Source organism: Lactobacillus sp. WILCCON 0058 (assembly GCF_057198005.1).
Map to the genome: position 1 here is coordinate 117,413 of NZ_JBUBHM010000001.1, position 14,093 is coordinate 131,505.

A 14,093-nucleotide genomic window follows, 5' to 3' on the forward strand; every position below is an offset into this window, starting at 1 on the left:
TCGTTAATACTTTGTTACTTTATGTATGCAAGTTGGCTTAAACGTGCCTTTAAACCAGTGTGTAGCAAGATCGTGTGGGCGGACAATCGTACTATCATTATAGGAGGTACGTACAGAAGACTTTGTCGCTCCCCAATAATATGACAATAAGACATACTTTGAACAGTAACTTGGTGATTTATGGATTAAGTTAGAAGTTATCGCATATAAAGGGTTGTCTTTTTTGTACATATGGTTATAAGCATATGTGGAAGCAGCATCTGCATATTTTGGATGGGCTTTAATTCTGTATACAAGAACATAATTGGATCCGCCTGAATGGTGCTTAAAGAAATATTCTTTTGTGTGGTGCTCAGCACGGTGTAGGTAACCAGGCATCTCAAGAACATACTTTGATGACGTTGCAATTGCAGCATGCCCCACATATTTGCCCATTGAGTTAGTTCCATAGCATATTAGAATATCTCCGGCCTTCATGTTATAACCGCTGTGAGCAGCTATGAGATTGGTAAATAAGCTTGAAAATGCAGAGGAATGACTGTCGTTATGTGCACTAACCGTGGTAGGATTATCTTTTGGGCTCAGTTCTGGAACTTCATAATTGTCTTCTGCAATATACTGCGAGAAAGATATAGTCGGGTTATCTTGAACATAAGTTAAATATGCAGGAAAGACAGATTTTTTACAAAGCTGTATAAAATCGCTTTTAGGCATATTATTATCAGTTAATATTCCTTTCTGGCGTCCCTCATTGTATGCTTGTACAAATTCGCTATTTTGTTGACTAGAAGTATCACTTGTTTCTGCAAGAGTTGTTTTAGTCATATTTATACAGCAAAGCAAAGTAACACAAAAAAGTAGTATAAACTTCTTATGCTGTAATCTCATGATATTCCCTCCAAATAATATCTGAAGCAACAGAAAATGTATAAAAAGGTGTTTATCCTTTCTGATTTGCCTCTATTATTGGTCTGTCTCTTTATAATGTCAACAGTGAACTTAAAATTGTTGGCCCAATTAGTACACGCCCAGGAGCTTATACTCATTTGAAAGAGAGATGGAAAAGAAAAAATAGCATACAAAATAAAAAGCATGAAACAAGTTAAAACTTGCTTCACGCTTATTTTGTTTATTCTAAAGAGTCCAGGGTAGCCTTCATTGTCGCGGCTGAAGCCTGCATCTTGGCCAATTCGCTGTCATTTAACGGCAATTCCAGCACGTGGCTAATCCCTTGCCCGTTGATGATGGCCAGGGTGCCCAGGTAGATCTCATCCTTGATCCCGTATTCCCCATGTAATGGAGCAGAAAGAGGCAGGGCCAGGTCGTTGTTTTCCAAAATGGCAGCTACGATCTTGGCCAGCATCATAGCTACGCCATAGTAGGTCGCGCCTTTTTTGCCGATGATCTCGCCGCCCTTTTCCCGGACGTGGGCTTCAATCTCATCCAAGGCTTCTTCCGTCATGCCCGGATATTCAAGCAAGGGTTTGCCGTTGACCACGGCGCTTGAGAAGTTCTCAAAGCTGCTGTCGCCATGTTCGCCCAGAACCCAGGCGTTGACTGATTCAATTGGCACTTGCAGCCGCTTGGCCAGCTCCACCCGCAAACGGGCTGAGTCCAGGGAAGTCCCGGTCCCGATGACCCGCTTCTTCGGGAAGCCGGACAATTTCTGGGTCAAAGTAGTCAAGATGTCGACCGGGTTGGCGGAAACGACGAAGATGCCGCTGAAGCCAGAAGCCACGACTGGATCAACGATGCTCCTCAAGATGGCTTCATTCTTCTTGATCAAGTCAAGGCGGCTTTCACCTGGCTTGCGGGGCACGCCAGCCGTGATAACTACCACGTCAGCGTCAGCCGCGTCGCTGTAGTCGCCAGCTCTGAGCTTGGTTTGGCCCGTGAAGTAGGTCAAGTCTTCCAGGTCCAGGCAGTCGCCCGCGGCCCGGTCCTTATTCAAGTCGCAGATGACCAGTTCGTCCACCCGCGTCGTTTGCAATAAATCGTTGGCAAAGTTGGAGCCGACAGCACCATCGCCAACCAGCAGGACTTTTCTATTCATATTTGTTCCTCCCTCAAGGAAATTCGTTAACCTTATTATAACTGAATTCGGGTCAAATATTTCCCGGGAAATAAAAAACGCGGCCCAGAGGACTGCGTTTCTTAGAAATGTGATGTGATGTGATAAAACTTAAGCTTGCTACGACAAAGTAGTTTGCTTGGCGGCGCCTGTTAGTGATAGGAGTAGAGGCGCCGCATGTGATGAGTAAGGAAAAAATAAGTTTGTCTGTCTGTAAGAGACAGGAACCGAAAAATGTTGAAATACATATCTGAGTTCAGAGCCGGCTCTTGCCTGTAAAAAACAAGTAACATAATAGAAAAGCAAAAGCATGGCAACAGCCGCTCCAGAACCTGTTAAGAGGTTTTACCAACCGGTGGCATGCTCGGATCGCCACCCGTCAGTAGTACCGAAAATTATAACGACTGAAGGAGAAAAAATGAGAAAAATAACTAGCCGCATAACTTTCGAAGAATATAGTACTACGGTTTATCTCAATAATCAAAAAAAATGCCTACTTTTTTGATTATTAAAAAAGCGGGCTTTTTGTAAGCGGTTGGGAGAGAAGAAAAACTGCAGATAATTAAGCTTGTGATCTGGTCAACTTTTCTAAAAGGTAGGTACCAAAAGGAAAACGGCTCCAGCAAGATGGGAGCCGTGACATGGTAGATATTCTAATTCTTGTTTGTTTTCTAGTTTGCTTACTAGTTTTTGTATTTCCTGCCTTAAGCAGCCCGCTTCTTGGCCTGGATTTCTTTGAGGCCTGGCAGGGTGATCATGACCAAGAAACTGATGATGTAGAGGGCGGACAAGAAGCCCATAACCACGTACAGGTTGTAGTGGTCCATCAGGGCGCCGATGATGACGGAAGAGAAGCCCCCAATGGCCCGGCCGGTGTTCATGATCAAGTTGTTGGCAGTGGACCGGATTTCAGTCGGGTAGAGTTGGCTGATTACCGCCCCGTAGCCGCCGAACATCCCGTTGGAGAAGAAGCCGGTCAAGGCTCCGGCCAAAAGCATGGCCCAGTAGCTGGTTACATTGACGATGGCAAAGACCACGACCGCGCTGCCCAAAAGGAAGATGCCAAAAGCCCATCGGGGACCGATCTTGTCCATGATGGTGCCGAAGACCATCATCCCAATGCTCATGCCGATGATAGTAGCGATCATCCAGTAAGAAGAGCCAGAAACTGACAAGCCCTGCTTTTGTTGCACGATTGATGGCAGCCAGTTCATCAAGCCAAAGTAGCCGGCGATCTGTACGATCGTCATAACCATCAGGCCCAAGGTCTGCAAAGCCAGGCGGGGCGTTTCAAACAAGCGGCCGAAGGAGATCTTTTCACTCGTTTCTTCCGCCTTTTTGTGAGCGGCCAAAAATTCATCGCTTTCCTTGACGTGGCGGCGGACAAAGTAGGTCAAGACAACCGGCACTACCCCAAAGAGGAAGAGAGTATTCCAGCCATATGCCGGAATGATCCAGGCAGCCAGAAGAGCAGCCACGATAGACCCGATTTGGCCTCCGATGGCCGCCACTGAGCTGGCCCGGCCGATTTGGTTAGCCTGGAAGTTTTCCGCGATCAAGGCAATCCCGACCCCGTATTCACCCCCGGCCCCGATCCCGGCCAAGAAGCGGAGGGCATAGAGGGCGGTGATGTTGTGGGCAAAGTAGGTTAAGCCAGTCGCGATGGCAAAAAGAAAGATCGTATAGCTGAAAGTCTTGACCCGGCCGATACGATCTCCTAGCAGCCCAAAGAGCGCGCCACCGAAGAACATTCCGAGGTTGGTAAAGGTTCCGATCCAGCCGCCGGCCGCGGAGCTGATGTGCATCTGCGCGATGATTTCCGACAGGGAGAATGACAGGAACATGACGTCCATGTTTTCCAGCAGGAAGCCGGAAGACATGGAGGCCAAAACCCACTTTTGGTTAGTGGACATTGAGCTGGTATTATCCATTATTAACTTGTACCTCCAAAATTAATGCTCACGGACATTACTTATTTTGTATCGTTACCAATTATTTGCGTTTTTCTTAAGATTGTCAAGGACTATTGAAAAACAATCGTTATTTAATCACTCGGTCCGGTCGCTGATGGCCTTTGGCAGGGCGATATTGTGGTGGAGGCTGGGCCAAAGATGCCGGTCAGCTAAAGCAATCATCGGCCCGTTGACCAGGAGGCAAAGGATGGTGCCAATATTGACAGCATAGATTTTGCCAGTAATCAGCCAGCAGATGCCAGTGAGCAAAAGCGGTACGCTGAAGTTGATCAGCTGGGCCCGGACGACCTTGTTTCTGCAGTAGAGAAAGCGGAGAATGTTGGTTGTGTCGTCATTGGGGTGCATGATCAAGTTTGCCCTTTGATAAAAGGAAATGGAGCAGCCTAAAGTCATGATGCCAAAAAGCCCGGCCGCCAGCCGCCAAGGCAAAGGAAGTCCCGGCAGGCCAAGGGCGGAAAAGAGGCTGGTGAACAAATTGATGAAGTAGCTGAAGCAGGCGATAAAGACGACCTCACCCAAAAAGCGGGGCAGGTCGAAGCGCCGCAAGAGCAGCTGGTTGACCAGAGCTACCAGGCAGCCGGTCAAAAACATGGCCAGGGCAATGCTGGTGTGGAAAATATGGGCCAGGTTGACCTCTGACGCCCCCCAGGGAGCCGTGCCGATATTGCTGGAAATGGTGATCCCGTTGCCAAAAGCGTTCAAGACCAGGCCGATCGCCAAAGCTGCCAGGCGGCGGGGCAGAGGGTCAAAGCCTTCACCTGTTTTTGGCTTAAAGGAAGACAAAAGAGTATGGAGAGAAAAGTGAGATTTGCTGATATCCAAAATATGCCTCAATGAAAAAAGTCAACTGATTTAGTATTAACAATTTTAGTCTATTGATTACCATATATCCAATAGAATTTATCTATAAAAGTGAGTGCAAGCTTAGAAACATTTTCAATAGGACGAATCTATCAATAAAATAAAATTGCTTATTATTAAATGTAAGCGGTTTACGGTATACTGAAAAGTGAGAAAAACAACAAAAGGAGTGAAAGCTATGTCAGCTAAGAAGCACCGGTATGCCGCCACGGCCTCTACTGTTTACTTTTCATACTTTATGATGGGGATTGGGATGTCCCTTCTGGCCCAGTTCAAGCCCCAGTTTGCCTCCCTCTGGCACTCTTCAATTTCCGGAGTCCTAAGCGTGGTCAGCGCTGTTGGGATCGGGGGGATCGTCTCCATCTTGATCACTGGCCCTATTTCAGACCACTTTGGCCGCCGGGCTTCAGCCGTTATCGGCCACTTGCTCTGGGCGGTCTACTACATCGGCCTGCTTTACGCTCCGAATTTTGCTGTTGCCTACATTATCGGGATCCTGGGCGGGATCGCCAATTCCTTCTTGAACGCGTCCAACTTCCCGGCCTTGATGGAAATTTTCCCAGAAAGCGCCTCAGTAGCGGGCCTGATGTCCAAGTTTGCCATCAATATCGGCCAATTCTGCCTGCCTTTAGCCATTTTGCTGGGGACGGCCCTGGGTTCTGGCTACCGGACCGTCTTCATGCTGGCTGGTATCTTGTACATCGTCATGGCCTTGATTCTGGCCTTTTCACCATATCCAGACCAGGTCAGCGGTCCAAAAAAGCAGGAAAAAGCCAAGCACGATTTCAACCTGGGCGTCTGGAGCCTGGTTCTGATGGGCTTCACCTCCACGGCTGCCTTCCTGCTCTGGATCAACACCTACCAGGAACTGGCCAAGTCCTACGGGATCGCCAACCCCAGCTCTTTGCAGTCAGTCTACGCGGTCGGGGCCTCAATTGCCGTCCTCTTCAACTCCTTTATCATTAAAAAAGGGGTCAAGGAAATCGACATTTTGATCTGGTACCCCCTGCTCAGCGCGGCTGGCCTGCTTTTGGCCTACTTCATCAAGGCCCCGCAGATTCTCTACCTGACCAGTCTGGCGGTAGGCTTCTTCGCGGCCAGCGGCCTTTATCAGCTGGGCCAAAGCGTCCTGGGTCAGATGTACCCGGACATGAAGGCGACTGTCCAGTCTTGGGGCGGTTTCTTCTCTGCCTTCGCCAATTTCGCCATCATCCAGCTGGCGGCTTCCATTACGGCCCGGACCGGCGCGGCTGCCCCGCGTTTGATCCTGCTTTTGAACGTGGCCAACATGTTGCTTGGCACGGCTTTGGCCTTCGTGGTTAAGCGGGTTGGGCAGAAAAAGCAGGGCAAGACTAATTAATATACTACTTTCAATAAAGACGATCTATTAATAAAAAGACCGGGACTTATTTTTTTAAGTTTCCGGTCTTTTTATAATGAAAGCGATTGTAGAAAAATGATTAGCAGGAGAAGATCTCATGAGCAAAGAAACACTTAAAGCGCAAGCACAAGGCCGTAACGGGGAAATCGACTTTGACATCGAAATCGAAAACCGGGAAATCGCCGATATCAAGGTAACCAAGAGTTCAGAAACCAAGGCTGTCTTCAACCAGGCCTTCGGCCAGCTCCGCGACAACGTTCTGGCTGCCAACAGCTTCAACGTTGACGCTGTTTCCGGGGCCACCATCATGACCAAGGCCATCCTGGAATCCGGCCAAAAGGCGCTGGACGAAGCAGGTCTTGAGCCAGCTCCCCGCCCAGTTGACAGAAGCCACAAGGCTGTTACTTTGGACGTTGACGTGGCCGTTGTCGGCTCCGGTATGGCCGGCCTCATCGCTGCCTGCCGGGCCTTGTCCATGGGCAAGAAGGTCGTCGTTTTGGAAAAGAACGGCTATGTCGGCGGGGCTTCAATCTTAAACGGGTCCAACGTGACCGCTACCGGGTCAAAACTGGCCAAGAAAATCTTTGGCTCTTTAGCTGAAGAAGACTCAGCCCAGCGCCTTTTTGACGATATTACCAGAGAATGCCGGGGGACCAACTACCCGGAAATGTCCCATCTGCTGGCCGACAACATCGGCAAGGCCATCGACTTTATCACTGACTTTGCTGGCTTGACCTACCAAAAGGCGGAAACCCAGACCATTGAACACAGCGTCAACCGGCAAGTGGAAATGCCAAGCCAAAGTTCTTACGAAGTCGTAACCAAGGTGGCTGACGCCTTCAAGGCCAAGGGCGGGATCCTGTTGACCGACGCCCGGGTTGAAGAATTGAAGAAGAACCCTGCCGGCGTCTTGACCAGCCTGGTTGCTGAAGGCAAGCACCAAACTACCACGGTCAACTTCAAGTCTCTGGTTTTAGCAGCCGGTGGCTGGGGCGCCAAGGACTTCAAGGAACACAAGACTGATATTCCTTACTACGGGCCAATGACCTCAACCGGTGACTACTTCGGCTTTGCCAAGGGCATGAACCTGGTTACCCGGAACCTGGACTGGTACAAGGTCTACCCGCACGGCTTGGAAGTTGAACCTGGCATTGCCAAATTGACTACTTACTCAACCAAGGAAGCCAGCGACATGGGGGCAATTTTTGTCAACCGGGCCGGCAAGCGGGTAGTCAACGAAAGCCTGCCTTACACCCACTTCCGTGACGCGATCGCCAATGAAAAGGACAAGACTTGCTTTGTCTTGATGGACCAGCGGATTTGGGACCGCTACTACGAACTGATGCTTAAGTACGGCTTCACTGCTGAAGAAGTCCAAGGCTTCTTTGCCAATGATGGCAAAAAGAGCCCAGTTCTGGTCAAGGGTGACCTGGCCACTGTAGCGCAAAAGGCTGGCATCGACTACGGCAACTTGAAGGAAACCTTCGACCACTACCAGGAATACGCCAAGGCTGGCCGCGATCCGGAATTCGGCCGCGATGCCAAGTTCCTGCACGAACTTGAAGGCGACACTTACTACGTCATTGAACAAAAGCTCCGTTTCTGCACCACCATGGGCGGCTACGAAGCCACTAAGGACATGCAGCTTTTGGACAATGACTTTAAGCCAGTTGCCAACTTCTACGCTGCTGGTGAACTGGTTGGCGGGGCTAACGGCAAGGACTCAATGCCGTCAATGATGAACTCCTGGTCCTACGCTTCCGGTTTCGTTGCTGGTACGGCCGCAGCTGACAATGCCAACAACTACGTGCTTGACGCCGTGACCAGCGCCAGCCACGCTCCGGCTCCTAAGCCAGAAGCAACTTCCGGCGCCAGCCACTAGCATTGCTAACTATTCACAAATTTCCTCCTAAGGCAAAAAGGGGCTATGTGAAAATATACACTTTGTCCTTTTTTGCCGCGGGAACCATCTTCCTTACAAAAACTTGCTAAAAAAGCCCAAGCTGATGCTTGGGCTTTTTCTTGTTAAACGAGTTTATGTTCGTTATTGTAATGCTTCCGGCAGTAAGACTTGATAAATTGTTCGAATCTGGTTACGGCCGGGGTCAAGAAGTGGTCGGACTTTTTCACGACAAAGATCGGGTGAACGCCGACATTGTTTTCAATATGCAAAAGCTTGACCGTCTGCGGGTCCAGCTGGGGCAAATGCGGCACGATAGCTACCCCGTAGCCCCAGTGAACGAAGCCGATGATAGTGTGGTCTTCCATGGATTCCATGACGATCTTCGGCTTCACGCCGGCTTCAGCGAACATCTTGTCCAGGCGCTGGCGCAGGCCGCTTTGCTTGCTGTAGTAGATCATCGGGAACTTGGCCAAATCAGCCAGGGAGACAGAGTCCTTTTTGGCTAGAGGATTGGAGAAGGGGACGACAGCCAGCATTTCCTGGTCAACCAGGTGGGAGATGTCGACCTTGTCCTCCAGGCCAGGCAGGTCAGGAGCGGATGAGACGACCAGGTCCAGGTCATCATTGACCAGCTGTTCAACCAAATCGTCAGTTGTCCCCTGCACGAAGGAGAAGGAAATGTCCTTGGTGTCTTTTTCCTGCTTAAACTTGTAGATCAGCTGGGGAATCAAGTCCTGGCCCATGGTAAAGGTGAAGCCGACCCGGATATGACCCCGGTTGACGTCCAGCAATTCGGCAATGTATTCGCCGCCCCGGTCCAGGTCGCTTAAACCGCTCTTGACGTATTCCAGGTAGATCTTGCCATAGTTGGTTAAGCGGATGTTCCGGCCTTCTTTTTCAAAAAGGGGTACGCCGAGTTCTTCCTCAATGCTGCTGATGGCGTAGGAGAGGGAAGGCTGGGAGATGCCCAGCTTTTCAGCGGCCTTGGCCATGTGCTCCGTCTTGGCCAGCTCGACGAAGAAACGCAGATGTCGAATGTTCATATTTGCCTCCAAATCATCACAACAGTTTTTCCATGCCTATATTATACCGTTAAACAAGAACTGATAAAATGCTTTTATCAATAATTTTGCTTTGCCTTATTTATCACGAAGGCTGAAAACGATAACATAATAGTGAATTGAGAAAAAAGTAACTTGTTAAAAGTTTAAAGGAGATTCCAGAAATGGCAGACGAAAGAAACAACGAGATTGAAGAAACGAAGATTCAAGGCGTAAGCGGCCCAATCACCGGCTGGCTTGACGGGCACACGATTTTGGTCGGCTTGATGGCTTACCCGATCCGCCACACCATGTCACCAACCATGCACAACAACGCTTTTGCCAAGTTGGGCTTGAACGGGGCTTACCTTTGCTTTGAAATCGACAACGAAAAGCTGCCAGGCGCTATCGACGCTATCCGGACCTTGGACATGCGGGGGTCAAACGTCTCAATGCCAAACAAGAAGAAGGTCATCCCTTACCTGGACAAGCTGGACAAGACTTCACAAATGTGTGACGCCGTTAACACCATCGTCAACGAACACGGCGTTTTGACCGGCTACACCACTGACGGCATGGGCTGGCTGCGGGCCTTGAAGAAGGACGGCCAAGACGTTAAGGGCAAGGTTATCACTTTGGCCGGTGCCGGCGGTGCCGCTACTCCAATCGCTGTTACTGCTTCTCTGGAAGGCGCCAAGGAAATCCGCATCTTCAACCAGGACGACGACAAGTGGGCACAAGCAGTCAAGAACGTTGAAACCATCAACAAGGAAACTGACTGCGTGGCCAGCGTTCACCACCTGGAAGACAAGGAAGACTTCAAGAAGTCAATCGCTGAATCAGACATCTACTGCGACGCTACCAGCGTAGGGATGAACCCATTGCAAGACCAGACTTTGGTTGAAGACCCATCATGGTTCCACGAAGACATGGTTGTTTCCGACACTGTTTACGCACCACGCAAGACCAAGCTGATGGAAGTCGCTGAAAAGGCTGGCGTAAAGCACATCTACAACGGGATCGGCATGATGATCGAACAAGGCGCTGCTGCCTTCAAGCTGTGGACTGGCAAGGAAATGCCAACCGACTACATCCAGGAAATCATGGATGCCAACAAGTAATCTGTAATTTTTAACCTGCAAATTTAATAGAAATTGGTTTAAATCAATACCTTCTGCAGCTGAATACTCGCCGACAGAAGGTATTTTTGGAAGGACAAAATCATGAAAAAGAACAAGTACATGATGACTGCCTTCATGCTGTACATGAACTACTTCGTGCACGGGATGGGCGTTATCATCATCTCACAAAACGCCACCAATTTGGCTCACCAATGGGGCACGACCGCGACCGGCGCCATTGCCGTAGTCTCCTCTTTGGGGGTTGGGAGAATCATCAACCTTTTGATCTCAGGTATCCTGTCTGACAAGTTCGGCAGAAAGCCATTCGTGCAACTGGGGATTGTCTTCTACCTGATCTTCTTCGTCGGCCTGCTCTTCTCTAAGAGCGTGACTGTGGCCTACATCTTGGGGATCTGCGCCGGGATGGCCAACTCCTTCCTGGACACTGGTACTTACCCAGCCCTGATGGAAATCTTCCCAGATGCCAAGGGGACTTCCAACGTTGTTTTGAAGGCCTTCATCTCTGGTGCTCAGTTCCTCTTGCCATTCATCGTCAGTGGCCTGGCAAGTGCCGGCGCATGGTACGGCTGGTCAATCGTGATTCCAGCTGCCATCCTGGTTATCACCTTCATCTACTTCCTTAAGGGTGCCTTCCCAGACTCCAAGGCAGTTGCTGAAGCTGAAGAAAAGAAGGCTGAAGAAGCTGAAGCAGCAGCAGCTGCTGACAGCGACAAGCCGGCAGTCAAGTCCAACAAGTGGCTGGACGGTACCCTGTTCATCCTTTATGGCTACATTTCCCAAGCTACCTTCTACATGGTCAGCCAAATGCTGACCCAATACGGGCAGTCAATCAGCCACATGAGCGACAGCGCTGCCCACGCCCTGGTTTCCTGGTACTCACTTGGTTCAATCTGCTGCGTCCTGTTTACTGCAGTGATCGGCCGCAAGTTCAAGGAAGTGCAATTGGTGCCAATCTACACTTTGGGTGCCTTTATCGCCATCTTCTTGATGTGGGCATACCCAGCCAGCGCGGTTTTGATGGGCATTCTGGCCTTCGCCGTTGGTTTCTTTGCCGCTGGTGGCGTAATGCAGCTGGGCTTGACGGTTATGGCCGACTTCTTCCCAGCTGGCAAGGGGACGGTTACTGGTTTCTTCTACACTGCCGGTTCAATCGCTTCCTTCACTATTCCTTTGGTCATCAACGCTTTGCCAGGGATGAGAGAAGTTATGTTCTTTGACGTGATCGTTGCCCTGCTGGGCTTCGTGGACACGACCATCATTGCTATCCGTTACAAGCACCTGTTTGGTTCACTGAAGAAGTAATTTTTTTAAAAAAGCAAAAAACAGAAGGTATTAATATGACTACTGTAAAAGTTAGAAACATTGTTTTGGGCGAAGGCCTGCCAAAGATTGCCGTGCCAAACGTTGGCGTGACTGAAGAAGAAATTCTGGCTTCCGCCAAGGAAATCGCGGCTGCCAAGCCGGACATCATGGAATGGCGGATCGACTACTACGAAGCCGGCATCAAGGACAATGAAAAGCTGATCGCTACGGCCAAGGCTTTGCGGGACGTAGTCGGCGAACTGCCGATCCTGGTTACTTTCAGAACCAAGAACGAAGGCGGCGTCCTGGAACTGGGTGAAGACGAATACCTGGACCTGGTGGCTACTGTAGTAACCAACCGTTTGGGTGACGCGGTCGACATCGAACTTTTCCACGATGAAGAAAGAGTCAAGGACCTGGTTAAGCAAGCTCACAACTACAACGTGGTAGTTATCATGAGCAACCACGACTTTGAAAAGGTGCCAGCCAAGGACGTCATCGAATTCCGTTTGAAGAAGATGGCTGAATTGGGTGCTGACGTGCCAAAACTGGCCTGCATGCCGCACAGCGCTGACGACGTTTTGACTCTGTTAAGCGCTACTAACGACGCCCGCAAGGCACTCTCAACGCCAATCATCACCATGGCAATGGCTGACTTGGGCAAGGTCAGCCGGATTGCCGGCCAAGTCTTCGGCTCCTGCCTGTCATTCGGTGCCGTTGGCAAGACTTCAGCACCTGGCCAATTGTCAATCGAAGACTTGAGAAACGCTGAAAATTACTTGGAACTGCACTAATAACCAAGAGAAACGCTTTTCTTGAAAATAAAGCTCCCGTATCACTCGCGATACGGGAGCTTTTTTGGTGGGGAGAGATTGTTTAGTCGCTTAGGTCTTCGCCGTCACTGGCGATAACCTTCTTGTACCAGTAGAAGGAGTCCTTTGGAATCCGCTTGAGGCTGCCTTCGCCCTTGTCATCGCGGTCAACGTAGACAAAGCCGTAGCGCTTGCGCATTTCACCGGTCCCGGCGGAAACCAGGTCAATGCAGCCCCACATTTCGTAACCCATTAGATCAACGCCATCGAGGTTGATGGCGTCGCGCATGGAAGAGATGCACTGCTGCAGGTAGGAGATTCTTTCCGGGTCGTGGATCTTGCCGTCTTCACTGATCTGGTCCTTGACCCCGATGCCGTTTTCCACGATCCAGAGCGGCTTGTGGTAACGGTCCCAGAGCTGGTTCAAGGCGATCCGCAATACGTCAGGGTCGATCGTCCAGCCCCAGTCATTGGTCTTAAGGTAAGGGTTCTTGACCCCCATAGCCAGGTTGCCGCCAGCTGTGTCGCCAGTTTCATGGGTAGTCGTTACGGATGAAGAGTAGCAGGAGAAGCTGAGGAAGTCAGCCGGGTACTGGGCCAGGAGCTCGTAGTCGCTGTCTTCATCGTCCAGCTTGATCCCTTCAGCTTCGTATTTCTTCAAGATCCAGTCTGGGTAGCGGCCGCCGGTCTGGACGTCACTGTAAAAGAGGGTAGCGTCGCTTTGCTTGAGGGCCTTCAATTGGTCCTTCGGGTCAGCCGTCAAGGCGTAGACCGGGCCGTAAGCCAGCATCTGGCCGACCTTGATTTCCGGGTCGATTTCCCGGGCCGCCTTGACCGTCAAAGCGCTGGCCACGAATTGGTTGTGGGCGCCTTGGGCCTTGCTTTGGGCATCATCGGTCAAAATACCAGCTGCCATGTAAGGGCTGAGGCTCATCATGTTGATTTCGTTGAAGGTCAGGTAGTACTTAACCAGGCCCTTGTAGCGCTGCATGACCGTCTTGGCGTAGTTGACGAAGAAGTCGATTAGCTTGCGGCTGGTCCAGCCATTGTACTTGATAGAGAGGTTGAGCGGAGTTTCGTAGTGAGACAGGGTCACCAAAGGTTCAATGCCGTACTTGCGGCATTCCTGGAAAACTTTTTCGTAGAATTCCAAGCCCTTTTCGTTTGGCTCAGTGTCGTCACCATTCGGGAAGATCCGGGCCCAGTTGATGGAGAGGCGGAAGCACTTGAAGCCCATCTCACTCATCAGCTTGATATCTTCCTGGTAGTGGTGGTAGAAGTCAGTTGCCGTATGGCTTGGGTAGTAGTAGCCGTCCAAAACAGCCGGTTCTGCTCCTTCCGGGAAGGTCATTGACTGGCCAAAGGCCATTGGCACATAGCCGCTTTCCCCGGTCTGCGGGTTCTTCCAAGTGATCTTTCTGGCTTCAGTGTGGGAGCCGTTGGTCATTACGTCGGCCGTGCTGAGGCCTTTGCCGTCTTCTAAATAGGCGCCTTCATACTGGTTGGCGGCAGTGGCCCCGCCCCAAAGGAAGTCTTTTGGAAATTTTGCCATGATTTGTCTCCTTATCTGTTATTGCTTTAATTTTTACTAGCTATATTACCTGTGTT

At 50.2% G+C, this 14,093-nt stretch carries 11 protein-coding genes; 5 read left to right on the plus strand and 6 right to left on the minus strand.

Annotated elements, in window-relative coordinates; genetic code table 11:
• Positions 1-3 precede the first annotated feature (3 nt).
• The 4 genes from ACYVUU_RS00585 to ACYVUU_RS00600 form a co-directional block, all read right to left on the minus strand.
• On the minus strand, positions 4-888 hold the full coding sequence (locus ACYVUU_RS00585) for a hypothetical protein (RefSeq protein WP_484499634.1): 885 nt from the start codon (positions 886-888) through the stop codon (positions 4-6).
• 241 nt (positions 889-1,129) lie between these two features.
• Positions 1,130-2,053, minus strand: coding sequence for an L-lactate dehydrogenase (locus ACYVUU_RS00590; protein WP_484499635.1), 924 nt, complete (start codon positions 2,051-2,053; stop codon positions 1,130-1,132).
• Between the two features lie 722 nt (positions 2,054-2,775).
• Complete coding sequence (locus ACYVUU_RS00595) at positions 2,776-4,002, minus strand: MFS transporter (protein WP_484499636.1); 1,227 nt, start codon at positions 4,000-4,002, stop codon at positions 2,776-2,778.
• Between the two features lie 117 nt (positions 4,003-4,119).
• Positions 4,120-4,866, minus strand: a complete 747-nt coding sequence (locus tag ACYVUU_RS00600) for a YczE/YyaS/YitT family protein (protein WP_484499638.1) — start codon at positions 4,864-4,866, stop codon at positions 4,120-4,122.
• A 217-nt stretch (positions 4,867-5,083) separates the two neighbouring features.
• On the opposite strand from ACYVUU_RS00600, the gene ACYVUU_RS00605 reads away from it, so the two are divergent.
• Both ACYVUU_RS00605 and ACYVUU_RS00610 read left to right on the plus strand, forming a co-directional pair.
• Positions 5,084-6,265: an MFS transporter gene (locus ACYVUU_RS00605; protein ID WP_439774687.1), complete on the plus strand. Its 1,182-nt coding sequence runs from the start codon at positions 5,084-5,086 to the stop codon at positions 6,263-6,265.
• A gap of 118 nt (positions 6,266-6,383) precedes the next feature.
• A complete protein-coding gene (locus ACYVUU_RS00610) occupies positions 6,384-8,168 on the plus strand; it encodes an FAD-dependent oxidoreductase (protein ID WP_439774688.1) in 1,785 nt (594 codons plus the stop codon).
• Between the two features lie 143 nt (positions 8,169-8,311).
• Here ACYVUU_RS00610 and ACYVUU_RS00615 read toward each other — a convergent pair whose 3' ends face one another.
• A complete protein-coding gene (locus ACYVUU_RS00615) occupies positions 8,312-9,232 on the minus strand; it encodes a LysR family transcriptional regulator (protein WP_484499639.1) in 921 nt (306 codons plus the stop codon).
• A 182-nt stretch (positions 9,233-9,414) separates the two neighbouring features.
• Here ACYVUU_RS00615 and ACYVUU_RS00620 point away from each other — a divergent pair, with 182 nt between their 5' ends.
• The 3 genes from ACYVUU_RS00620 (at position 9,415) to aroD (ending at position 12,467) form a co-directional block, all read left to right on the plus strand.
• A complete protein-coding gene (locus ACYVUU_RS00620; RefSeq protein WP_484499640.1) occupies positions 9,415-10,350 on the plus strand; it encodes a shikimate dehydrogenase in 936 nt (311 codons plus the stop codon).
• Positions 10,351-10,452: 102 nt separating this feature from the next.
• On the plus strand, positions 10,453-11,673 hold the full coding sequence (locus tag ACYVUU_RS00625) for an MFS transporter (protein WP_484499641.1): 1,221 nt from the start codon (positions 10,453-10,455) through the stop codon (positions 11,671-11,673).
• Positions 11,674-11,708: 35 nt separating this feature from the next.
• Positions 11,709-12,467, plus strand: a complete 759-nt coding sequence (aroD, locus tag ACYVUU_RS00630; protein ID WP_412136795.1) for a type I 3-dehydroquinate dehydratase — start codon at positions 11,709-11,711, stop codon at positions 12,465-12,467.
• An 82-nt stretch (positions 12,468-12,549) separates the two neighbouring features.
• Here the strand turns inward: aroD and ACYVUU_RS00635 are convergent, their stop codons facing one another.
• Positions 12,550-14,037 carry a glycoside hydrolase family 1 protein gene (locus tag ACYVUU_RS00635; protein ID WP_484499642.1) on the minus strand — a complete coding sequence of 496 codons (1,488 nt, stop codon included), beginning with the start codon at positions 14,035-14,037 and terminating at the stop codon, positions 12,550-12,552.
• Positions 14,038-14,093: the final 56 nt, after the last annotated feature.